Source organism: Erythrobacter sp. RANMB8 (assembly GCF_056848235.1).
This window is the reverse complement of the sequence record NZ_JBREHG010000008.1, coordinates 88,514-111,635: the sequence shown is the minus strand read 5'-3', so window position 1 is coordinate 111,635 and position 23,122 is coordinate 88,514. Positions and strand designations below refer to the sequence as shown.

18 protein-coding genes and 1 tRNA gene are annotated in these 23,122 nt (G+C 61.9%); 8 read left to right on the top strand and 11 right to left on the bottom strand.

Going from position 1 to position 23,122, the window contains the following annotated elements:
- Positions 1 to 85 precede the first annotated feature (85 nt).
- Together ACU0AG_RS11090 and ACU0AG_RS11085 are read left to right on the top strand one after the other, a co-directional pair.
- Positions 86 to 2,035, top strand: coding sequence for a sensor histidine kinase (locus ACU0AG_RS11090; protein ID WP_482782342.1), 1,950 nt, complete (start codon positions 86 to 88; stop codon positions 2,033 to 2,035).
- Positions 2,032 to 2,691 (top strand): response regulator, encoded by a 660-nt coding sequence (locus ACU0AG_RS11085; protein WP_482782341.1) that lies wholly within the window; start codon positions 2,032 to 2,034, stop codon positions 2,689 to 2,691. Before ACU0AG_RS11090 ends, ACU0AG_RS11085 begins: the two co-directional genes overlap by 4 nt.
- Before the next feature lie 31 nt (positions 2,692 to 2,722).
- Here ACU0AG_RS11085 and ACU0AG_RS11080 read toward each other — a convergent pair whose 3' ends face one another.
- Both ACU0AG_RS11080 and ACU0AG_RS11075 read right to left on the bottom strand, forming a co-directional pair.
- Positions 2,723 to 3,430: a VIT1/CCC1 transporter family protein gene (locus ACU0AG_RS11080; protein WP_482782340.1), complete on the bottom strand. Its 708-nt coding sequence runs from the start codon at positions 3,428 to 3,430 to the stop codon at positions 2,723 to 2,725.
- Positions 3,431 to 3,518: 88 nt separating this feature from the next.
- Positions 3,519 to 4,490, bottom strand: a complete 972-nt coding sequence (locus tag ACU0AG_RS11075; protein WP_482782339.1) for a complex I NDUFA9 subunit family protein — start codon at positions 4,488 to 4,490, stop codon at positions 3,519 to 3,521.
- Between the two features lie 360 nt (positions 4,491 to 4,850).
- On the opposite strand from ACU0AG_RS11075, the gene ACU0AG_RS11070 reads away from it, so the two are divergent.
- Positions 4,851 to 4,937 (top strand) — tRNA-Leu (locus ACU0AG_RS11070).
- 166 nt (positions 4,938 to 5,103) lie between these two features.
- The gene (locus ACU0AG_RS11065) at positions 5,104 to 6,330 is read left to right on the top strand and encodes a tyrosine-type recombinase/integrase (RefSeq protein ID WP_482782338.1); all 1,227 of its coding nucleotides are present in this window, start codon (positions 5,104 to 5,106) and stop codon (positions 6,328 to 6,330) included.
- A gap of 7 nt (positions 6,331 to 6,337) precedes the next feature.
- On the opposite strand, the gene ACU0AG_RS11060 is transcribed toward ACU0AG_RS11065, so the two are convergent.
- The 3 genes from ACU0AG_RS11060 to ACU0AG_RS11050 form a co-directional block, all read right to left on the bottom strand.
- Positions 6,338 to 8,170, bottom strand: coding sequence for a recombinase family protein (locus tag ACU0AG_RS11060; protein ID WP_482782337.1), 1,833 nt, complete (start codon positions 8,168 to 8,170; stop codon positions 6,338 to 6,340).
- 182 nt (positions 8,171 to 8,352) lie between these two features.
- Entirely contained in the window at positions 8,353 to 8,934 is a 582-nt protein-coding gene (locus tag ACU0AG_RS11055; protein WP_482782336.1) for a thermonuclease family protein, read from the bottom strand.
- Between the two features lie 59 nt (positions 8,935 to 8,993).
- Complete coding sequence (locus ACU0AG_RS11050) at positions 8,994 to 9,578, bottom strand: lytic transglycosylase domain-containing protein (protein ID WP_482782335.1); 585 nt, start codon at positions 9,576 to 9,578, stop codon at positions 8,994 to 8,996.
- Positions 9,579 to 9,760: 182 nt separating this feature from the next.
- Here ACU0AG_RS11050 and ACU0AG_RS11045 point away from each other — a divergent pair, with 182 nt between their 5' ends.
- The 4 genes from ACU0AG_RS11045 to ACU0AG_RS11030 all read left to right on the top strand — a co-directional run bounded on the left by ACU0AG_RS11045 (position 9,761) and on the right by ACU0AG_RS11030 (position 16,137).
- The gene (locus tag ACU0AG_RS11045; RefSeq protein WP_482782334.1) at positions 9,761 to 10,624 is read left to right on the top strand and encodes a DUF7146 domain-containing protein; all 864 of its coding nucleotides are present in this window, start codon (positions 9,761 to 9,763) and stop codon (positions 10,622 to 10,624) included.
- A gap of 74 nt (positions 10,625 to 10,698) precedes the next feature.
- Positions 10,699 to 14,934, top strand: coding sequence for a strawberry notch-like NTP hydrolase domain-containing protein (locus ACU0AG_RS11040; protein ID WP_482782333.1), 4,236 nt, complete (start codon positions 10,699 to 10,701; stop codon positions 14,932 to 14,934).
- Positions 14,935 to 14,992: 58 nt separating this feature from the next.
- Entirely contained in the window at positions 14,993 to 15,406 is a 414-nt protein-coding gene (locus ACU0AG_RS11035; protein WP_482782332.1) for an MbcA/ParS/Xre antitoxin family protein, read from the top strand.
- Positions 15,403 to 16,137 carry an RES family NAD+ phosphorylase gene (locus ACU0AG_RS11030; RefSeq protein WP_482782331.1) on the top strand — a complete coding sequence of 245 codons (735 nt, stop codon included), beginning with the start codon at positions 15,403 to 15,405 and terminating at the stop codon, positions 16,135 to 16,137. Before ACU0AG_RS11035 ends, ACU0AG_RS11030 begins: the two co-directional genes overlap by 4 nt.
- A gap of 65 nt (positions 16,138 to 16,202) precedes the next feature.
- On the opposite strand, the gene ACU0AG_RS11025 is transcribed toward ACU0AG_RS11030, so the two are convergent.
- The 6 genes from ACU0AG_RS11025 to ACU0AG_RS11000 all read right to left on the bottom strand — a co-directional run bounded on the left by ACU0AG_RS11025 (position 16,203) and on the right by ACU0AG_RS11000 (position 22,814).
- Complete coding sequence (locus ACU0AG_RS11025; RefSeq protein WP_482782330.1) at positions 16,203 to 16,715, bottom strand: DUF6933 domain-containing protein; 513 nt, start codon at positions 16,713 to 16,715, stop codon at positions 16,203 to 16,205.
- A gap of 187 nt (positions 16,716 to 16,902) precedes the next feature.
- The gene (locus ACU0AG_RS11020) at positions 16,903 to 17,841 is read right to left on the bottom strand and encodes a hypothetical protein (protein ID WP_482782329.1); all 939 of its coding nucleotides are present in this window, start codon (positions 17,839 to 17,841) and stop codon (positions 16,903 to 16,905) included.
- A 3-nt stretch (positions 17,842 to 17,844) separates the two neighbouring features.
- The gene (locus tag ACU0AG_RS11015; protein WP_482782328.1) at positions 17,845 to 18,810 is read right to left on the bottom strand and encodes a DUF4917 family protein; all 966 of its coding nucleotides are present in this window, start codon (positions 18,808 to 18,810) and stop codon (positions 17,845 to 17,847) included.
- Between the two features lie 349 nt (positions 18,811 to 19,159).
- On the bottom strand, positions 19,160 to 21,118 hold the full coding sequence (locus tag ACU0AG_RS11010) for a DUF3732 domain-containing protein (RefSeq protein WP_482782327.1): 1,959 nt from the start codon (positions 21,116 to 21,118) through the stop codon (positions 19,160 to 19,162).
- Positions 21,115 to 21,600, bottom strand: a complete 486-nt coding sequence (locus tag ACU0AG_RS11005; protein ID WP_482782326.1) for a three component ABC system middle component — start codon at positions 21,598 to 21,600, stop codon at positions 21,115 to 21,117. The genes ACU0AG_RS11010 and ACU0AG_RS11005 overlap by 4 nt, the downstream gene beginning before the upstream one ends.
- The gene (locus ACU0AG_RS11000; RefSeq protein ID WP_482782325.1) at positions 21,597 to 22,814 is read right to left on the bottom strand and encodes an ABC-three component system protein; all 1,218 of its coding nucleotides are present in this window, start codon (positions 22,812 to 22,814) and stop codon (positions 21,597 to 21,599) included. The genes ACU0AG_RS11005 and ACU0AG_RS11000 overlap by 4 nt, the downstream gene beginning before the upstream one ends.
- Positions 22,815 to 23,122 lie beyond the last annotated feature (308 nt).

Here is a 23,122-nt window from a genome sequence, read left to right as displayed (position 1 = left end):
TGCTGTGTGCCGCCGCATTTGCCCTCTTTCCAGACCCTAGCCTTTCGGGCATCGCAGGCGGGCAGCCGGGGGGGTGTAGGGGCGAATGTTCAGCCGTGTGAACTGGAAGCAGCTGGGCAAGCTGCTGGTGGCCGTGGCGCTGGTGCAGGCGTTTTACTGGCTGGCGATCGACCGCCCCTTGTTCCGCGGCGACCCCGACGATGCGTCGCAGTTTGTGCCGGTCACCGCGGTCGAAGTCGCGCGGCTGAAGGCGCCCGACTTTGCCGAGGCGGCCACCGCCACCTATCAGCCCGCCAGCCTGCCGTGGACCCATTGCTGCGACACCGCCATCTTTGCAGTGCGCATGACCTTCACCATCAGCGAGGTTCCGGCCGAGGGGCTGGGGATCGTCCCCTATCTGGAAGCGGACAATTACCTGCTCGCGCTCAACGGCACGCCGATTGTGGCGCGCGGGCGGATGCAGCCGGGCAACGGGAGCTTCCACGGTCAGGTCCGCACGCTCACGCGGATGCCGTCGGGCCTGCTGAAGCCGGGCGCGAACACGCTGACCTTTATCACCCTGCGTGACGGCTTTCCCTATACCGACGTGCTCGAACCGCAGATCGCCGGATATGCCGCGCTGGAACGTTACAGCGCGCGCACGCTGTTCCTTGCGTCGGGCTACAACCTGCTGACCGGCGGGCTGCTGGGCCTGCTGGGCGTGATTGCGACGATCATGGTGTTCCGGTCCGACGACTGGCGCTTTGCCGCCTGGCTCAGCCTGCTGTGCGCGGCCTTCGTCGCCAATGCGGCCTATTTCCTGTGGCTCGATCCGCCGTTCGACGGCTGGGGGCGGATGGTGGCCTTCTTCGCGATCTCGCAGCTGATCCCGGCGGCGATGCTGTGCTTCATCGACAGCTGGACGGGCCGTCCGGTCCCGTGGCTGCAACCCCTGACCATGGCGGTCTATCTGGCCGCGCTGGGGGTGATCGCATGGTATATCTACCGCGTGCCGATGCCCGCAGGCTTCGACGTTCCGGCGATGATCTGGATCTGGCATCTCGGGGCATCGGCGGTGGCGGTGGCGGCGCGGCTGGTGTGGCATTTTGCCACGCGGAGCGAAGACCGCCTGCTCGAAAGCGCACTGTTGACCGTGATGGCCGCCGCGCTGGTGATGGATGCCAGCGCCGCGTGGTTCCCCGAACAGCACGTGCAGGCGGGCAATGTCCGCTATTCGGCGGTGTTCCTGCTGCTGGCGATGACGGCGGCATTCCTCGCCCGCAATTTCCGCCTGTTCCAGTCGCAGGGCGCGCTCAACGAACTGTTGCGGGCCAAGGTCGCGCAGCGCGAGGCCGAGCTGGCCGAGGCGGCCCTGCGCGAACAGGCGCTGGTGCGGGCGCAGGCGCATGACGAGGAGCGCCGCCGGATCATGCGCGATCTGCACGACGGGCTCGGCAGCCAGCTGATGACGATGATGCTTTCGGCCCGGATGGGCGAGGCCGATCCGCCGCGGGTTACCGAAGGCTTGCAAGGCGTCATCGACGAGATGCGGCTGATGGTGGATTCGATGGATTCGGTGGGCGAATCGCTCGATGCCGCGCTCGCCACCTTCCGCGCCCGGGTCGAGCCGCGGGTCACGGCGGCAGGCTTTGCCTTCCGCTGGAGCCAGCCCGCACAGCTCGACGCGCCTGTTCTCGGCCCGCGCGATGTGTTGCAGGTGTTCCGCATCATGCAGGAAGCGGTCACCAATGCCCTGCGCCATTCGGGCGGAAACGAGATTGCGGTGGATGTCTCGGCGTCCGGTGCCGGTGGCGGCAGCGGCTGCGTCACCATCGCCATCGCGGACAATGGCAAGGGCGGCGCGCAGAGCGGCGATGCCGGGCGCGGGCTGGCCAATATGCGCACCCGCGCAAGGGCGGTGGGGGCGGAATATGCGCTGCAATCCGAACCGGGCAAGGGCACGCGGGTCACGATCGTCCTGCCGGGCGCATCCCATATTCCGGCGCCGGCCATGGGATATGCCGGGGGCGCTGCGGCTGATAGCGTCACGCCATGACCGACCCCAGCCCTTCAGCGCCGGTGCGCATCGCGATTATCGAGGATGAACCGGCGGTGCGCCGCTACTTCATGCAGATCATGGGCCTCGCCGAAGCCTATGACGTGATTGCCATGGCACCCGATCTCGCCACCGGACGCGGGCTGATCGGCCTCGCGCCGGACCTGTTCCTGATGGATATCGGCCTGCCCGACGGCAACGGCTATGATCTGGTGCCCGAGATCAAGGCGGGCTGCGCCGCGAAGGTGCTGATCATCAGCTCCTTCGGCGACCGCGAGACCGTGGTGAAGGCGCTGGGCGCGGGGGCGGACGGATACCTGCTCAAGGACAGCACCCCGCAGCAGATCCTCGATGGAATCGCGATCACACTGGATGGTGGCGCGCCGGTCAGCCCGGCGGCGGCGGTCTATCTGCTCGATCTGCTGCGCGCTCCGCCAGCCGTGCCGCAAGACCAGCCCGCCAGCGCCGCAGACGACCGCCTGACCCAGCGCGAGACCGAATTGCTGCGCGCCTTTGCGGAAGGCCAAAGCTACAAGGAAGCCGCGCGCGTGCTGGGCATTTCGCCGCACACCGTCGGCACCCATGTCAAGGCGATCTACCGCAAGCTTGAAGTCAATTCGCGCAGCGAGGCGATCCGCGAGGCGTTCCGCCCCTGACCGTCCCGATCCGGTTTCGCCGGGAACGTCTCTAGACACTCACCCCGAACAGGCGCCCGACCGCGGCAGTCGTCGCCATGGCAAACACGCCCCAGCCCACCACCCGCAGCGTTGCAGGGACCAGCGGGGCCGCGCCGGCCTTCGCACCCAGCGCGCCCAGCACCGCGAGCGCGAGAACCGAGACTGTCACCACGGTCACCATGATCGCTCCGGCAGGGGCAAGCCAGGCGGCCAGCAGCGGCACCGCGGCGGCGGCGCTGAAGGTCGCCCCGGATGCCATCGCCGCCTGCAGGGGCCGGGCGGCGAGATGGTCCGACAGGCCAAGCTCGTCGCGCACATGCGCCGCCAGCGGATCGAGCGCCGAAAGTTCGCGTGCAACCGCCGCCGCGGTTGCAGGGCTCAGCCCGCGCGCCCGATAGATCGCGGCCAGCTCGGCTTCCTCGTCGTCGGGGGTGGCGGCCAGCGCCTCCTGCTCGCGGCGGATATCGGCCTGTTCGGAATCGGCCTGGCTGGAGACCGAGATATACTCGCCCGCCGCCATCGACATCGCGCCCGCCATCAGCGCCGCGACACCGGCAACCAGCACCGGTCCGGGCTCGGGGGTCGCCGCCGCCACGCCGATGATCAGCGAGGCGACCGAGATGATTCCGTCATTCGCCCCCAGCACCGCAGCCCGCAGCCAGCCGGTGCGGTGGACATAGTGCGGGTCGTCAGGATGGGCGCTGGCGGGTGTGGTCATGGTCGCACTCCTCGGGCGGGGACCGGACGGGTTTCCACCCATACCGGGCCAATTGCAACCGGCGCTGTATCCGTGCGCCGCGCCCGCCTTACGCCTTGTGCGCCTTGGCCCGCTCGTTGGCCGCGCCGAAGCGGCCGTGCTTGCGGTAGCGCAGCATCCACTTGTCGAGGAACAGGCCGAGCGGCTTGGCTTCGATCCCGAGATCGCCAAGGGTCAGCGCCCCTTCGGCCACGGTGTTGCCTGCCTTCAGCAGCGCCCACTGGTCGCGGCTCATCGGGGTGCCGGGCAGCGCGGCAAAGGTCGCGCTGAGGCCGTCGGGCACGGCGATGAAGCGCCGCTGGCGCCCCTGCGCCTCGGCAATGCGCTGGTGAATTTCCATCATCGTCAGCGCTTCGGGCCCGCCCAGTTCATAGGTGCGGCCGCCGTGGCGTTCGGGGTGTTCCAGCGCCACCGCCACCGCCTCGGCAACATCATCGGCATAGACCAGTTGCAGCTTCGCATCCGGCCCGAACACCGGAAGCACCGGCAGCAGCTCGATCATGCCGCCGAACAGGTTAAGGAAGTTGTCATCCTTGCCGAACACGATCGAGGGCCGCAGCACCGTCGCCCTGGGGAAGGCCGCCAGCACGTTGCTCTCGCCCTGCGCCTTGCTGCGGGCATAGGCGGTGGGCGAAGCGGCATCGGCGCCGATCGCGCTGACATGGACGAGGGACTTGACCCCGCCAGCTTCGGCGAGGCGGGCGATGGTGCCGGGCGCCTCGCCCATCAGCTTGCCCAGATCGCCATCGAACGCGCCGACGAGATTGACGACATGGTTCGCCCCGTTGAGCGCAGCGGCGACGTGATCCTCGCGGGTGATGTCGCAGGGCAGGAACTGCAACTGGCCGAGATTGGCGAGCGGCTTGAGGCTCTGCGCCTTGTAGGGCGCCCTGCTGGCAAGCCGGATGCGCGCACCGCGCCGCAGCAGGGCCTGCGCGACATAATTGCCGATGTAGCCGCTGCCGCCGAAAATCGTGACCAGCTGGCCGGACAGGGGGGAGGAGGTGGGGGAGGACGGCATGGGGGTGCTCGCTCTTTATGGCTGCCTGTGTGCTGGCAGCGCTTTGCGTCAATGTGCGCTGGCAGGCAAGGGGTCGAAATCGCACAGGGCGGGTTGGACAGAGTTGCGAAGGGTTTGCACGGCGATTCGCGGCGCTTGCAGGCCGATGGGCTCAGGCAGAGGCGCCAGACCCCGCCTAGCCCCGTCCAGACCCCTTCTAGACCCGTTTTGACCCCCTCCAGCCTGCTGCCAGGCCCCCGGTTTTCCCGTCCGGACGCTCATGCCGAAATACCCGCAAGGTTATGATTGACAGCGCCCCCTCCCCCCCGCTATTGGCCCGCGCCTACCCAGCCTCCGGCAGCGATGACCGGCGGCTTTCGTGCCCAGATGGCGGAATTGGTAGACGCACCGTCTTCAGGTGGCGGCGCTCGCAAGGGCGTGGAGGTTCGAGTCCTCTTCTGGGCACCATTTGTTCTTCTCGGAACATCCCAAAAAGTGTATTAAACCCGCAGAAATCCAAGGGAATTGGCCCTTGGATCGTGCCGGATCGTCCCGCCTTTTCTCGGGGGTTCCGCACATTTTTGCGGGCCTTTTGCGGGCCTTTGCGAAAACCACATCGGGAAAAGGCCCGCACATGCCGCTGACCGAGACTCGGCTTCGAGCACTCAAGCCAAAGGACAAGCCGTACAAGGTTGCTGACGACCGCGGATTGTACATCGAGGTCTCCCCAGCCGGCGGCAAACTCTGGCGATTCCGCTACCGGATCGGCCCAGTCGAAAAGAAGCTGTCGATCGGTGCCTATCCGGAGATCAGCCTCAAGCAGGCGAGGCAGACAGCCTATGAGGCGCGGCACAAGATCGCGTCCGGCGGCGACCCGGCGATGGAGAAGCGCAAGCAGAAGATTCGCGCCGAATTCCTCTCCGCCCAGACCTTCGAGGCAGTGGCGCGGGAGTATATCGATCAGATGATGGTGCAGAGTGGCAGGGCAGATGCCACCATCGTGAAAGCCAACTTCTTCCTCGAGCAGCTGGTGGACGCGATTGGCAGCCGACCGATCGACGAGATCGAGCCGTTTGAAGTGCTCGCTCCTCTCAAGCGGCTCGAGGCCAAGGGTAAGCACGAGACCGCGAAGAAGACCCGGTCGTTTGCGAGCCGCGTATTCCGGTATGGCGTTGCCACCACGCGCTGCAAAGGCGACCCGACGTCGATGCTGCGCGGGGCGCTGATCACGCCAAAGGCAAAGCACTACGCAGCGATTCTCGAGCCCAAGGAGCTTGGCGGGTTGCTGCGAGCTATTCAGGACTACACTGGCAACTTCATCACCCGATATGCCCTTCTGATCGCTCCCCACGTCTTTGTCCGGCCTGGCGAATTACGGCACGCCGAGTGGAAGGAGATCGACCTCAAAGAAGGTGTCTGGCGCATCCCTGAAGGCAAGATGAAGTCGCGGCGACCTCATGCCGTGCCGCTCTCGAAGCAAGTGATTGGCTACCTGAAAGACCTCGCCGAGATGGTCGGTACTGAAGGGTATGTGTTCCCCTCGGCCCGTGCGTCTGTTCGACCGATGAGCGAAAACACCTTGAATGCCGCCTTTCGTCGCATGGGCTTCACCAAGGATGAGGTCACCGCTCATGGGCTGCGGGCAACCGCCTCCACCATGCTGAACGAAAGCGGTCTTTGGAACCCGGACGCGATCGAACGAGGATTGGCCCATGGCGACAGCAATGCCGTTCGCGGCGTCTATCACCGCGGCAAGCACTGGGACGAACGGGTTCGCATGGCCCAGTGGTGGAGCGATTACCTCGATACAATCCGAGAAGGAGGCAACGTCATCGAGGTGGCGTTTGCGAAAGGCGGGTAAGCAACGTTTAAAGAGTATCGGTCGTCATATCTCTCTCTTTCCCGCCTGCGTCGTCCTCCCCTCGCGACGGCCACATTCCGCGACCAAACAAGTTACGGGGAGTGGCGGGACGGCTTGGCTCTGGAAATCCGAACATTCGGCGCTGGACAGTCCAATCGAGAGGAATGTGCGCCGATGCCAAGGTCTTGCGGTTGAGCCCGGGCGGCTGTGTCCCATCGGCGATCGCCGCTATTATGTCGGGAGCGAGGTAGTTCAACCGGATCAGGCGTGAAAAATAGCCAGGCGAGCGACCGAACCGCTGAGCTAAGCCCACGAGATCAAGGTCTCGATGTGCGTCAAACAGGGCTTGCGCCGCACGGGCATTGCGAATCAGAATCTTAAGCTGCTTGTCAGGTCTGACCTCGACCGCAGGATCGCGGGGTTGCACGGTGAACGAGGGCCATCGTTCGGCTGCGATCACGCTAACCGGCACCTCGATTGCATAACGTGCGTTACTCGTTGGCCAGTCCGCCTGCCGTCCAACGAAGGTCCCTTGGCCGTCCCATTCGAGAAACCGCCTGAGCTCGATTGGCCGAACCTCGAGCGTGAGGGCTTCGGGAGCCACCTCTATTCGCACCAACAATGCCGCGATGAGGCCTTCGATCTGACTAGGCGGGGTGCTTGCGAGGCGGGAAGCGGCTAATCCGCCATACTGAGCCAGCCGATCGAGCTCGGCGCCGAATAGGCCGTGCGTGCGAAGTGCAGCGCGGAGACGGCTGCGATCGGTAAGAAACGCGCCAAGCGCAGCGAGGGTAACCGCATCGAGCCGGTCGGCTCGGGACCGATAGGCACGGCGATACTCAGCCTGCGACCATTGAGCGTTGCTCGAAACGTAAAAGTGATACGGTTGCCCTTCGACCCAGTTGACGTCGAGCAGCATGTGGCGTCCGAGATCGTCCCATAGAATCCCCGCGAGGAAGTGATCTGTGCCCAGAGCAGAAGGGCCTTTGCGCGTTCGTTTGGCAGCCAGTGCACATGCGGCATCCCAAGTCGCACGTTCGATTATCGGCGCGTGGCGGCCTGGCCAAGTTCGGTCGTGACCACGAATCTCGCCCACATAGATCGGGTTGCGCAAAATATTGTAGACCGACCCCGGGCTCATCGGCCTTCCGCCCCTTAAGGTACCATTACGCGCAGTCTTGAGCGAGCTACAAAACCCCGCCTCGCGCACCGCGGTCATCGCTGCTGTATAGGTTCCGTGCCGGAGGAACGCGGCGTAGATGAAGCCGACGATCTCGGCTTCGGCCTCTACGACTTCGAGCTCTCCGTCGCGGTATTCGTAGCCAAATGGGGCTAAGCCGCCGTGGATGCGGCCATGGCGTTTACGCGTGCGGATGCTGTCGCGTACGCGTTCGGCGATCAACTCGCGTTCAAATTGCGAGAAGGTCAGCAGTACGTTCAGGATCATGCGCCCCATGCTATCGGTGGTGTCGAAAGCCTGCGACACTGACACGAGACCAATCGACCGCCGGTCGAAAATCTCGATCAGGCGCACGAAGTCCAGTAGGCTGCGCGTCAGCCGGTCGATCTTATAGACGACAACTGTGTCGATCTCGCCCGCTTCAATATCGTGCATGAGCGCTGCGAGTGCTGGCCGTTCGAGCCCGCTGCCAGAGTGTCCGCCGTCGTCATACCTCCGAGGGAGCGCGGTCCAACCTCGATATCGCTGGCTTGCGATGTAAGCCGAGCAGATCTCATGCTGTGTCGTAAGCGAATTGACTTCGTGATCGAGGCGGCTGTTGGTGCTTTTGCGCGTGTAAATCGCACAACGATTGGGCGCGCCGAGAGGGTTTTCGGGCATCGATGGCCTCCTTCTAAGGGAGGCCGAGTGTGGGCGCGTTCGTAACGCTGGGACATGTACAAAGCTTTGTCGAGTTCGGCATACGGGAGGCCGATTAGCCGAAGAGAACCGTCGGCTTCGTCAGCGAATCCGGCCAAGCGGTTTCGTCCGTTCTGATAGCCCGCCAGAGATCTCGTAACGGTTCAGCACCACGGCTCCCGGCGCCCGGTCCAAGTGCGTGCGAGACCTTCGCTGACGAGTTGATCCCCAAGCGATCGGCCACCACGAACGACAACCCGAAGTTTGCGTCCAAACCGGTCTTCATCACGATTACCGATTGGTCGAACCTCGAAAGCGCCTTCGTTCAATAAGTCACGAAGCCGATGGGTGGCTTTCATACCGAGCTGATACTCGGCGTCACACTTTGGTTCGCTGATCTCGGGCGTGTCGATGTCAGCGATCCTGATCTTCTCACCCTCGAGCCAGAAGGTGTCGCCATCCACGACGCAGGTGCGGCGTATCATTCTGCAGAGTTCAAAACGCGGTGAAGAGGTCTCCGCCACCAGCGAGAACTTCGGTGTGAGCTCCGACGAGGTCAACGAGGTCGCGCCCAACGTCGGCCAGTTCAGTGCCAGCATTCCGCCAGCGAATACGATCGAAAACGCACCTAGTCCCAAAATCCACTCCTTACGCCGCTGCTTTCCGCGCTGCTTCTTCAGCTCGTCCCGGAAATCGAAGCGAATGACATTGTCATCCTCCGGGCCTCGATCTTTTTTCGGAGCCATCAAACTTGGCCTTCCCCACTCAACCAATCCGTTCTTCGACAAAGCTATACGGACACGATTCAGATGCGCGAGCTAATTGCTTGCCATCGGCCCAGAACGCTGCGGACATAGCCCGGCGTTTCGTTGTTTCGAGGAATGCCGCCTGCACGCAAAACCGCTCCGGGCCCTGCATTGTAGGCAGCGAGGGCGAGATGGATTTGCCCAAACTTGTCCAGCATCTCGCGCAGATAGCGAGCCCCGCCATCAATGCTCGCGACAGGATCATGCCGGTTCGCGACGCCAAGGTAACGGGCCGTACCTGGCATCAACTGCGCCAGTCCTGCCGCGCCAGCAGGGCTGATCGCCATTGGATTGAACCGCGATTCGGTCCAGATCAGTGCCTGCAATAAGCCTGTAGGAAGACCGTATCGGAGCTCTGCCTCTCGGACATTCGCCACGTAGATTGCCTCGCGGAACGAGGGCGCTGCCTTGCTTGCCCCCCAATCTATTTCACTCTGTGCCGCGAAGGAGGATTGGGCAGGCTCGGCGGCTGTCGCTGAGGGGCGATGTTCGAAAATCGCAAACGATGGCGCTTCGACCTGGGCCAAGGCCTGCACCGCTGGAACGGCCGCCAAGAGCATCCCGATCATTCCATATTTGATCATCTTACATCTCGTCGCATTGCTTCGAATCAGCAAAGAACGTATGGTGAACAAAAGGGTGTAGGAAAGTGTTTTGCGCACGCGACTGGGAGGAGAGGTCGCTCGCAAGGGGGCGGTATTTTGAGCCTGAGGAGCCCCACATGTCCCCCGTGTTATCCAGCGCTACCAACTCGTCCCTTGCTTCAGTGGCAAAGCAGCTTTGCGAGGAGCTCGGTGGACATTGGTCCGGCGCCAAAGGCATGGCGCAATGCCCGGCCCATGATGATCGAACGCCCTCGCTTGGCGTAACTTTGGGCCGACGCGCCATCCTCTTCCACTGTTTCGCGGGCTGCAGCCAGGATCAGGTCCTGACGGCGCTCGCCGGACGAGGTGTTTCGCCGGCGAGCATGTTCTCAGGGAACGCCGAAGGCGATGCATGCGCCAATGCCGACAAGCCCGCCCACCGCGCGTTTGCAGAGCGGATCTGGCGCGAAGCGACGCCAATCGGTGACACCCCCGCAAAGTCGTATCTTGAGGCCCGCGGCATTCGCGCTGCCTCTCGTGCCCTCAGATTTCACCCTCGCACTCCGCTCGGCCCGAAGGGGAACACGCAGTATTTGCCTGCTTTGATCGCCGCAGTGACCATGGATCATGGACTGGTGGCGATTCACCGCACGTTTCTCAATCCGACAAGGCCGGCGGTGCCCCCTTTCGACTATCCAAAGCGTGCGCTCGGGAGTCTGGCATCGGGCGCTGTTCGTCTCTTCGATCCCGTCGAAGGACGGCTCGGCCTTGCGGAGGGTATCGAGAGCGCGCTTGCTGCCAAGGCCCTGACCCAGATCCCTTGCTGGGCCTCGCTCGGCAATGAACGTTTTGGTCTCGTATCGATCCCAGAGAGCGTGCGCGAATTGCACCTGTTCGTCGACCATGATGCAGGCGGCGAACTCGCCGAAGAACGCGCGCTCAGTGCCTATACCTGTGAAAGCCGGACGATCATCACGCGTCGCCCGCGCGCTGAAGGCGCAGACTGGAATGACGCCTTGCAGGCGTGGCTGCAATCCAAGTCCTAACGAAGAAAGAGGGGAGAAGGCCTTTGGCCTGATGAGGCCCAGCAAATGAACTGGGCTACGTCAGGAGGCTCCAAATGCTCAGCTCTGCTCCCGTTCTCTTGCTCCCCCCACCATCTGAACCTCCGGTCTTGCTGGTCGCTCTCACCATCGCCGCAAGCATGGCATCCGGTGAACCGATCACGCGTCGGCAGGTGCATAGGCTTCTGACCAATCATTTCGGAGGCACCGACGCTGAAGGCCGCTGGTCGGTGCGCGATGCGCATCTCGCGCTGGAATTGGCTCAGGCCGAGTACCTGCATGCCAGCGCCCGGATCGATCTTGCCGCTTCGGCCGCCGACGCCGGCCGCGTATTTGAAACGCTGGAAGCCCAGCTTCCGACTCAAGCCAACCGCAGTGACGAACAGATCGAGTGGCAGCAGTTCGCGACGCCGCCGCGCCTTGCCTGGCTTGCCGCCCGTGCTTGCGCCTTAGTAGCAGACGAGCTCGTCCTGGAACCCTCTGCCGGAACAGGGATGCTCGCGGTGTGGGCAGCCAAGGCTGGCTTGCGCCTTGCCCTCAACGAAATCTCGCCGCTGCGCCGCGACTGCCTGACTGCCTTGTTCCCGGCTGCCCGAGTGACCGGCCATGACGCCGAACTGATCGACGAATTGCTCGATGCCGCCATCAGCCCGAGCGTCGTGCTGATGAATCCACCCTATTCGCACGGCATCGAGCGAGGGCACGATAATCGCACCGGCTCGCGCCACTTGCGGTCGGCCTGGAATCGTCTGGCGTCGGGCGGTCGGCTTGTCGCGATCATGCCCGAATGGTTCGATTGCGCTAGGTTTATGGTGGGGCTGAAGGGGCCAGTCTCGCTGCGACTCAATGCCGCGGTCGAACGTGCTTTCGTGAAGCACGGCACTGGGATCACCACACGACTACTGGTCTTGGACAAGGTGGAAGACGCCAACGAGCCCGTCGCTATTCGCACGAACGCGTTCCGCCAGCTGGCCGATCTCGTCGATGCCTTGCCGGCTCGCGCCAGCCTGGGGGTTGCTCCCCAAAAGTCGAGCCTTCCAGCTCGTGCTCCGTTCCTTCTGGTTACCGCGCCGCGCAGGCCGCTGCCGACACCAGAAAGGATCACGCCTGTAGCTTCCGCCATTAAGCCGCTCACCTACGTGTCGCTCGAAACCCCTGCGCCGCTTGCCCCTCAGGTCGGCCACTATCTTCCCTATCGTCCGAGCAGGATCGTCATTGATGGCGCGTCAGGGCATCCGACGCCCCTCGTCGAGTCCGTCGCCATGGGGTCGATTTCGGCACCCAAGCCCGAAGCTGTGCCGCAGCTACCCGAAGGGTTGCTCGCCAAGGGCCTGTTGTCTGCTGCCCAGGCAGAGACGCTCATCTACGCGTCAAGCGCCCATGCGCGCGATCTTCCCGGCCGGTTCGAACCAGAGGACAAGGGTTGTTCGCTCAAGGCATCCGCGGAAGGTCACGTCTACCGGCAGGGCTATTTCCTCGGGGACGGCACCGGCGCTGGTAAAGGCCGCCAAGTCGCGAGTGTCATTCTCGATCGCTGGGTGCGCGGGGAACGCCGCCACATCTGGATATCGAAGAACGAGGCGCTGCTGGAAGATGCTCGCCGCGACTGGACCGCCCTTGGCGGTCTCCCGATCGACATCCAGCCGCTGGCGTCCTGGAAGCTGGGCTCCCCCATCGCGATGCGCGACGGCATTCTCTTCGTCACCTATCCGACCCTGCGTTCGGGCCGGAGCGACGCAACGCGGCTGGATCAGATCCTCGCCTGGGCCGGTGAAGATTTCGACGGCGTGATCGTGTTCGACGAAGCGCACGCCATGGCCAACGCCGCTGGCGGCGAAGGATCGCGGGGCAAGGTCAAAGGATCGGAGCAGGGCATTGCCGGGGTGCGCCTGCAGAACCTCCTGCCCCGGGCAAGGGTGCTCTACGCCTCGGCCACCGGCGCATCCGACGTCAACAATCTGGCCTATGCCACGCGCCTCGGGCTCTGGGGTCCGGAGACCGCCTTTGCCAATCGCGAGGCCTTCGTTGCCGAAATTCGCAACGGCGGCATCGCAGCTATGGAACTGGTCGCACGGGATCTCAAATCGCTCGGCCTCTACACAGCCCGGGCGCTTTCGTTCGCCGGTGTCGAGTATGAGATCCTCGAGCATTGCCTGACCGAGGATCAGATCGCGGTCTACGATGCCTATGCCGAAGCTTGGGCAATCATCCACGCTAACCTGCGCGAAGCGCTGGAAGCCACGCGGATCGTCGACAGCGAGACCGGCGGGACGCTCAACTCCGGGGCCAAGTCCGCAGCGCTGTCGATCTTTGAGGGGACCAAGCAGCGCTTCTTCGCGCACCTGCTTTTGTCGATGAAGCTCCCAAGCCTGCTGCCCGCGATCGACAGGGTGATTGCCGATGGTCATGCTGTTGTCGTGCAACTCGTTTCGACGGCCGAGGCCATGCTAGACCGTCGGCTTGCCGACCTGCCTGACGAGGAGCGGGAAGCTCTCGAGATCGACTTGTCTCCGCGGGAATACGTGATCGACTATCTCGCCAAGAGCTTCCCCGTCCGCCTGATGGCCGTGTTCACCGACGAAAACGGCAATCCTCGCTCCGAGCCGATGAGTGACGAGCATGGCGCTCCTGTGCTCTGTCGCTCTGCGCTTGCCGCGCGCGACCGGATGATCGAGCAGCTCTGCGCCTTGCCGCCGATTGCCAACGCGCTCGATGCCGTCATCGAACGCTTCGGCGTCGACCAAGTGGCCGAAGTCACCGGTCGCACGCGCCGGCTGATCGTCGGCCGTGATGGTCGTCAAAAACTCCAATCCCGCTCGCCGCGCGCCAATGTCGCCGAGACCCAGGCCTTCATGGACGGTGCCAAGCGCATCCTGGTGTTCTCCGATGCCGGAGGAACGGGGCGCAGCTACCATGCCGATCTGGCCGCGAGGAATCAGGCCCGCCGCGTCCACTTTCTGCTCGAGCCGGGCTGGCGGGCTGATGCCGCAATCCAGGGGCTTGGTCGCACCAATCGCACCAACCAGGCATCGGCTCCGCTGTTCAGGCCCGTGACCACCGATGTGCGCGGCGAGCGCCGCTTCATCTCGACGATCGCGCGGCGTCTGGACAGCCTGGGTGCTCTGACGCGCGGGCAGCGACAGACCGGCGGTCAGAACCTTTTTGATCCAGCCGACAATCTCGAAAGCATCTACGCGAAGGAGGCACTCCATCGCTGGTTCGGCCTGTTGTTCACCGGCAAACTCGAAGCGGTCAGCCTCGGGCGCTTTCAGGAGTTGACGGGCCTCAGGATCGAAGGGCCTGACGGGTCGATGGTCGATGACCTGCCATCGATCCAGCGCTGGCTCAATCGTATCCTGGCGCTACCCATTGCCCTGCAGAACGCGATCTTCGATGAGTTCATGGGTCTGGTCGAAGCGCGCATTGATGCCGCCCGTCAGGCCGGTACACTGGACCTCGGTCTCGAGACCATCGCAGTCGAGGACTTCACGGTCCTGTCGGACACGCTGCTACGCACCGATCCCGCCTCGGGCGCGACGACCCATCTGCTGGAACTGGAAATCGCCAGAGCCCTGAAGCCGCTGACGCTGAAGCGGCTCGAGGAGCTTCACGGCCTCGCTGGGCAGCGGCAACGGCCGGTTCGAAATGCCCGCTCAGGCCGGGTTGCCTTGCTCGTGCCTGCCCGCAGCATTCTTGCTGATGACGGCACCCGCGTTTCCCGCTTCGAACTGCTGCGCCCGTTGAAGCGCAGTCATATCACCGAGGATCAGCTCGCTCAGAGCAGCTGGGAGGTAATTTCCGTCGACGCTTTCCACGAGGCCTGGGCAGCCGAGGTTGAGGAAGCGCGGACCAGCCACAAGCGCGAGCGCCTCTATCTTGCGACGGGCCTCCTGCTTCCGGTCTGGGACAAGCTCCCTTCGGATTTCGTGAGGGTGAGCCGCATCTCGGCGGCGGATGGCCGTTCGCTCCTCGGCCGCGAGGTTCCCGCCCATTCTGTTCCGGAGCTGTGCCGGGCGCTGGGTCTCGAGCGCGAGCTGACGCTGTCCGCCGATGAAATCGTGCAGACCGTTCTTGCGACTGGCCGGGCTATGGAATTTGCGGGACGCGAGCAGCTCATGGTCAAACGCAGCCTGGTCAATGGCTCACAGCGAATTGAGCTCACCGGTTGGAGCGTAGCCCGCCTAGACTGGTACAAGGCCCAAGGCTGCTTCACCGAGATCATCCGCTACCAGACCCGGTTGTTCGTGCCGATCGAGGGCGCTGCAAACCTGATTGCCAGGTTGGCAGCATAGAGGTTTTCATTGCCAAATGGCATTAAGTAGCGTATAGGATGCCATATGGAGATTTGCCATGCTGGCTTTGCAACCCGTTGATACTGCCGTTCCTGCCTTCCGTGCGGATCCGATCACCCAGGACGAGGCAGCTGCCATGTTCCGGGCAGTCCTCAATCTGTTCGGCAAATGGGAACTGACCGACGAGCAGGCGGCAACGCTGCTCGACATGCCAGTGCGCTCCTACCGTCGCTGGAAGGCCGAAGGCCCCGGGCGCGTTTCGCGCGATGGCCGCGCTCGGCTGTCCAACCTCATGGGCATCCACAAGGCGCTTCGGATCATCTTCTCGGAGACAACGCGCGGCTATGCCTGGATAAGGTTGGCCAACGATGCCTTTGGCGGATCCAGTGCGCTCGACGTGATGCTTGGAGGCGAACTTACCGATATCATGCGGGTACGTCGCTACCTCGACGCCGAGCGCGGTGGCTGGTGAGCGGAACGGCGGAGATCCCGGTTTTCCGAGTTGAGTGGAAGGGCGCTGTCAGGATCATCCGCAGTGCCTTTCCTCCGATCGACCTGTTCGAGGACATCGCTGATCCAGCTGACTGGCCGCTGCTGATCTCGGCGGAGCAGAAGACCAATCCTCGTATCATGGCGACGATCGGCAATCTCGACCTCGTGCCAGCGGGCCGCCGCGTGGGCGGAAACGGCGCCTCTTACCTCATGGCGCCGTTTACCCATGTCAGCATTGACCGGCCAAGCCGCTTTACCGCTGGCAGCTACGGCGTGCTCTACGTCGGCGATCGGTTCGAGACCGCGCTGTTCGAGACGATTCACCACCATTCGCGCTTTATGGCGCGGACGAAGGAAGCGCCTGGTTGGACTTCGCAGTTCCGGGAGATCGTCATGTTAGTGGATGCCGACCTCCATGATCTCAGAGCGTCAGATGCAGAGCCCGTGCTGGCGCTGGATCCGGACAGCTATACAGCAGCCCAAGCTCTCGCTGCGAACCTGAGGGGGGTGGGATCCGATGGCATTGTCTACCCGAGCATCCGGCATCCTGGCGGGGAGTGCGTCGCGCTCTTCTATCCTGACTGCGCATCAAATCCCTTGCAGGGGCGTCATCTCGACTATCACTGGGATGGGGAGCGCGTTGACCTTATCCGTGATGCCGGTTCTGGAACTGTTTTCCGTATCGTCGATTTGCCGCCAGATCCTGTCTGACTGCATGAGTTGGGCTTCCGGCCGAGTGCTGTAGGATCCCCGAGCACTGTTGCCGGCCAACATACTCATGTCTGCGCACCAGCCTTCACAAGTTGATTAAGGGCTTTGTCCGGCGAAATCGGGCCTTTATACAGCGGGCTACATGGTGTCTCCGCTAGCTTCGCCGAAATCGCCAGAAGGTCGTCATCATCGCCCTTTTCATAGCCATAGGCGGCTAGCCAGAATTCGGCCTGCTTAACGAACTCATTGAGGATGCCCACGACACTCCGGTTCGCGGTCTTTGCATACTGGACGATGTCCATCCGCCAAACTTCCTGAGCGATGAATTCGGACGGCACTCCGTGCTCTTCTAAGACGAGCGCGAGCTGGCCAGGGAATCTTCGAGCAAGCGTGGCCGCTGGGGCCAGCGGCATAAGAACGGGAAGGAGCGTGCGTTCGGAAACCAGCAAAGCTACTTGCGGCTTCCAGAATAGGACTGTGGCATACCAATTGCCCAGCGCGGTGTCGCTTTGCCCAGAGGCAAAGATTTCCGGTTTGATCCGATCGAGCAGCTTCTTGGTGCAATGGAGGTGGAACATGGCGTCCCACCTTAGTGTTCGCTGTTCAGCACGTCCACCGAGCTACCGGTCGCGCCCCTGTAATGGCGTGACCGGCCAGTAGGTGCTGCCCCCGGGGCAGGCCTTCAACGGCAGCTTCCGCCAAAACCTGCCGAGCGATCGGAAAGAAGTCCGTTTCTAGCCAGTCTCTGACTTGGCGCGGGACCGCTCATGAGACAGCAACTGCGCCGCCTTCAGCAGGCTCAACAGATCGGGCTCGTGTGCTCGGGTCCGAGTTATTGAAAAGGTCTTTGAACTGCTCGTCGGTCAGTGAATCGACACCAAAAACGCCATAGTCCGGATGGTCCACAAATCGCCATCCGCCAACTCCCTGCTCAATGCTGTGTAATGGGCCGACGCAAACATTTCGCTGCAGGTAGTATTGCGCCACGAAGGGCCGATCCTCCCACTCGCGTTTGATGAAGCTGGCTCCGAGAATACCCTCGATGAACCAAGGTTGCAGGCCGATGCTCGCAAACTGTCCATCGATGATGCTGCGGACATGACCGATCGCCTGAAGCGCGTCCTCACGGAGGCGCGAAGTCGTCTCTGGATTAAAGTGAATGGAGCGATGCCGCAGCTTTTCGAGGTCGCGAAATTCCGAGGCAGGGCCAGGCAACAGCACATCCCACTCTACCAGGGCGTCGATTGCCGTCGGCCAGCGATCAAAAGAATCCTTCCGGCAGACGTGTCGGTAGGAAGGCGACGCTTTATAGGCGTCTCGCAGATCCAAGACGAGGTGGTTGAGGATCCGCTCCCCCAGCGCGCACGCCGAGGTTAGGGCTGCGTAGTAGCCACCGCTTACGAAGGCCGAGCGAACCTGATCGAACAATGCGTTGTGGTGCGCAATAATTGAGAAGGGCTTTGTGCCCAAGGCTGCGAAATCTGCAACCTTGCGATCGATATCATGCGCCCCGAATTCACGCTTAAGGCTCTCGATTAGGTTGTCGCGGCTGGTCTGCCACTGCACCTTCGCCTCTTGGGACCATGACTCTTTAGGCTCGTCCACGAGGATGTTGGCACGAGCGTCGAAGTCAAAACAGAATACGCGAAAGCGCCGTACCTCCCGGTCGCTGATCCCAGGAATGCGAATGCGGTCCGACTCCATGCATCAACCCCACACAGCGGCGGTCTCGCTGTCAAAGAACGTGTACTCGGTGTTATCTCCGTATATCCGCTGATACTTAGCCATCTGTCCGTCGAGCGCCTTAAGCTTCTCGGCGTCCGGCTTGAATACCCCGAAATAGATATGCTTCGCCTCAGACTCGAAGACTGCCCTGTAGATGTGCGAGTCATTCTCGTCGGCGCTGTGCCCGTAAACGAATAGCGGTGCCGCGTTTTCGCGCAGCTTCTGATAGGCGTGTCGGAGATAGGGAACGGAGTTGATCTTCGCCATCTTCTGCGATGAGCTGCCCTCTGCGACGTAGGTAGGCATGCGTTTTTTCACCCCGATTGCTTGGGTAATGGTAGCAATCACGCCATCACCGGAATCGAGCGCTTTAAACAGCTCTCCCTCCTTGCCGGCAAAGAGGTGAAGCCCACCGTGGAGATTATAGAGCGCGCAGTGTGCAGCGGGGCTGAAAGGACCGAGAAAGTTCCCGTTTTGTCGCCCTAGCCCAAAGCCGTCCCCTAAGCTCTGCTTCTCGAGATTAACCCAGTAGAGCAATAGGTCATAATTCAGGGAGAAGACCGTGCTGAACAGCTCAATGAACTTCGAGCTTGGCGCATATTTATCTCCCAGATCCTTGCGGTGCGCCGGATGAGTCTCGTTGACCGCTTTGACCAACGCCTCCCGAACCTCCTGCGCGTGCTCGACTAGTTCGCTAGCGCGGGCTTCGTGGCCATAGGCGCCCTCAATGACCGAAGCATCCTCCAGCGCCCGCACGACCTTTTCGAAATCGACGGTGTCGAGGGCCGCGAAGACGTTCCGGAGTGCCGACCCTTCTTCGATGCCGGAGGCGGCAAGTAGGCTTCGATATGAAAAATAGTCGGCGGAAAAGCCGTTGCCGATCAGAAGAGCACGATCCTTGCCGTTACTCGCGGCGACCGCCTCCTCGAACTCAATGACGTCGACCATGAAATCCTAACTTATTTAAATGAGCGCCTGTTTTCGCTCTCCCTTGCGAAGGCGACCGCGCCGAAGTCGACATCGAACCAGATTAGCCTAGTTCGCTAAAGACCAAGTTTTAGTGTCTACGTCTTCGCAGATCAACGCGATAACATGAGCGCGCAGTCGGGCGGGCGGCGTATCCGACTTCACAGATTGGAGAAAACTCCGAAGGGCTTGTCGATCGATATGGATCAACGTTTGTCATTCGGGAGGGCAGGAATGACACAGGATTTTCCGGCATCATGGCCGCCCCCAAAAAAGGCCTTAATTGGGGCCGCCCCATACCGAAGTCTCCCGGCTAATACCAAAGCCTCGATCAGTTCCGCATCGGCCAGTCAGGTGGGATCAAGGCATTCCCCGAGCTGCGCGTCCAGCGTTCGCGGGTGGCGGCCACATAGCGAGCGTCGTCTTCGAAATATGCATGCTCGATCAACAGCACCTGTAGGCCATTTCGCCGTTCAACCTCTTTAAAGAGGAAATCGATATGGCGGCGCATCGCCTTGATATCCTCATCCTCTTCGCCGCCCGAGATGGCCTTTTCGTCTTCATCGCCCGACTGCGCTGGAAAATAGGGGCGGCTGATCTGGTCGAGGACGAGGATGCCAGGCACAGGTGCACCTACCTCGCCGAAGTAGCGCTGCAGTCCGAAGGCTAGCGCAATATGGATAGCGAGATAGTTTTGATCGGAGCCAACGTCTGGCAGCCGCAGCATCGAGCCCTTACCGCCAGCTTCGATCACGCGGACCTCCGGCTCCTTCGAGGAGAAATAGAGCTCCGACCCCACACAGGGGGCCACGGTTGGTAAGAAGGAAAGTGCCTCAGAGGCATATTGTGAAATCTTGCTCTCCGCGCGCTTCAGGCGGATGTCTTTGCTCTCACGATCGACTTGCGCTTCCAACTGGGCGATCTCGTCTCGGAGCACAGCTAGATCGGCACCGGGCCTTCTCGGCTCATCCGCGCTTGTTTGCAGAAAGAAGGCGATCTTGCCCTGCAGATGGGCTCGCGCTTGCGCGACATCCGCAAGGCGCCGGGTCTCATCAGTCTGGCGAAGCCAGCTCCTGATCTTCTCATCCGTCTCTCGAAGATCTCGGCTCAGGCGGTTGATCTCGGCGGTCAGGGCCTCGTCATGCTCGACCAGTTGGGGGTGTACACGTTCCACAGCCAAGCTTTCGTCTCGAACCTTCGCCAGGGTATGTGCCAGCACTGCCGCTGTCTCGCGCCCGCGCTCGGATGGCGCATCACATAGTGGACAGAGATGTGCGGCTGAATCGAGCTTCAAATGTTCCGCTAGTTTCAGCTTGTTCAGTTGCCGGGTCACAGCACCCTGGAAACCTGAGGCATCGGCGAGCGCGACCCGCGCAGCCTGACGCTTGCGCCTTGCGGTTGCGAGGCCGACCAGTATTTCCTTCCTGCTTGCATGCAGGACGCCGAGTTCTCCCTCGGTCGGGTAAGTGGTGGGATCATTCTCGGTTTCGGCAATTGCCTGCAGCTGCAAAAGCAATTCGTCTTCGTCCATATCGCCGTTTGGTTTGTCAGCGAGCGAAAAACGATGCGCTTCGGTCAGCAGTCCGATAGCGCGCTGCTTCAGTGCCGTATCGGCAGCACGCCGGCTGCGCTGACGGCCTTCCTCTATCGCGAGAGCGCGCTGCAGCTGACGAAGCTTGCGCTCCGCCATCGCGCTTTCCTCATCCGTCGCCCGCAGGAAATAAGGCATAGTCGCGACAATGTCCTTGGCCTTGTCGGCCTTCTCCATGCCATGCAGGAGCACCGACTCGCTGTCGATTACCTCCTTTGTTACGAACAAATATGGCGTGACATGGCGGACGCTCGTGCGGCCCTTCGTTTCGCCAGCGGCGTCTGGGAGATGGCTCAAATCTCCTATGCCAAAAGCTTTCTGAATGAAGCTCTTTGCGGCCTCGAGCGTGGTGGCGCCGTCAAAGTCATCGACACTCTTGGGGAGGAGCAGATTCTTGCCCGCCGTCACGAACATCCGAGTGCTAGTCGCCTGACCATCGGGCGGAATATGCCGGCCGATAATCATTTCTTCCTCGCCCGCCACCCATTTCACGCCGACGGCGATTGCGTGCCGCCGGATGTGTACCGGCAACTCACACTTGCTCGAGCCAAGGCAATAATCGATCGCTTTGATCAGTGCCGACTTTCCAGTCCCGGAGGCGCCGGTGATGATGTTGACTTCGCCAAGGTTGAACGAAATGTCCTGCCGACGTCCTGCCATGCCGAGGAAAAAGACATTGGCGATGTTCCAGCGGTTCATACAGTCAGTCCCAGGATACCAAAAATATTTCGTGTCGATCCAGCCATCGCGAACCATGTCCCCAATCTTCCTGCCCGCCGTATCGCGCGGGTCGAGACAGCATCGAGCTTGGTGATCGCCGTTGCCTTCACCGTCTTTGCACCGAGCCTCATGCGGCCGTCCCGTCCAAGAACAAACACGTCTGCGAAGCAGCCATAGCGCACCGCCATTGTAACGATCTCGAGGCTGGCGTTGACTCGCTCGGCAAGCGCAACAGACATCTGTGGTGTCCGCTCCAGCCACTCCAGAAGGCCAGTTTTCTTATTGGTGCCCTCGAAAGAGGCAGCCAGGTCCTCGGACAGGGCAATGGGCAAGGCAATATAGGCGAGCGGCAGCTCCGCGCCGGTCTCGTCAACCTCGACAAAGGCCTTTAGAAATTCCGCGAGTGCATATGTGCAGAAAGCGGGATTGAACTCGGAATAGAGGTCATGTGCGCGGGTCATTCACCGTCCTTGAGAAGGTCCTTGTAGTCGGGATGCCAGCCCACATGGAGATCGATCGCCAGCACTTGATAGCTGCCGCGCACATAGTAGGCGGCGCCGAAGCCCTCCTGGATCGGCCTCACCGCCGTAGGCGCGTCATTGTGAGTCCAGCGAAGAAGATCGAGACCCGATTTGCATTTTCCATCCTCCTCGAAATCCTGACAATCCTCCACCATTTGGCTGTGCCTATCCGACCAGTGCTCGGTTAGGACCGCATCATAGTCATTGATCATGCTAGCAATCGCGGGGTTCTCGGTTGCCCAGCGCGCGCGCTGCGCGCGGGCACGCCATTCTTCACGGATGGCCTTGTCGATGTCAGCATTGCTACCCTTTACCAGGGCAATCTGGCGCGTGAGCATTCCATTGGGCTGATACTCGAGCGGTTTCTGCACGGTTTCAAAGTCAGCCGACAATTTGCCCTGATCCAGCTCGGCAATGATTTCGCTGATTTGCGCCTGCAATTCGGGTCGGGCGATGACCCGCTCGCGCTTGCCGCACAGGCTGTAAACGATCTGTCGGTCCCACCACTCGACAAGCTTTTTGGCGACCTGCGCGCGTTGCCCAGCAGGAAGCAGCGTCAGCCGGGCTTCTATGTGATCCTCAATCTCGCCGACGGTGGGGCTAGCGATCTTCAGCGTCACGCGGCGCATCAGATTCAGCCTGACCATCGTTGGCAGTGTCAGGAATGCCTCACATCCGTCCTTTCGGTCGCCAAATGGGAGAGAGGATTCTCCTGCATCCTTTGCTTCTGCCCGCGCATCCACCACGCGCTGCGCTTCCTCTGACATCGCGCTCGCCAACGCATCTCGGTCGCTGTCGGTCTCGGTCAGAGCCGTGAGCGGATCGTCTTCCACAATGCCGCCCACCGTCACGAGGTGAAGGCTGGTTTCAGCCAGGCTCAGCTTCGGGAGCAGATCCACCCATACCTTGATGGTGCGCCATAACGAGCGCGACTTGATTCCCACTGGCGAAGGCTTGGCTGCAACTGAATGCTTCAGCTGATAAAGCAGGTCATGGCCGTCCGCAGTAAGCGCGATGTCATCAAGCTGCTCTACGGCGACTGCAGATTCATCAGATGACTGCTCCAAAAGGATGAGCAACGCATAGAGCGACTGATACCAGAAGCCCAGAGCTGCACCCTCGGCAGAATGGCTTGTCCCGTCTTTATCACCCATCAGGACGATTTAGCCTCTACCATTCCTATGTGGCAATGGATCACTGTGCTGATTTAGTTTCATGATGCCCACAAGCTACCCGTCGTCAAGCGGCCCAGTTTTCGTCGATCGACGACGGTCGGCCGGGTGCTGAAGGTCCTATTCTGACAAGAGCTGCCGTTCGGCTTGTCACATGTGTGCGACGGCTCTTTCCCAACTATGGTCATTTCGTCATAGCCCGTTGCTGTCGGGAGATTTGCTGCGAACGTACTAGAGGAGAGTGGGCTTTGCCCTGATTGAGCCATTTGGGCGTCGATGGTCGATGCACG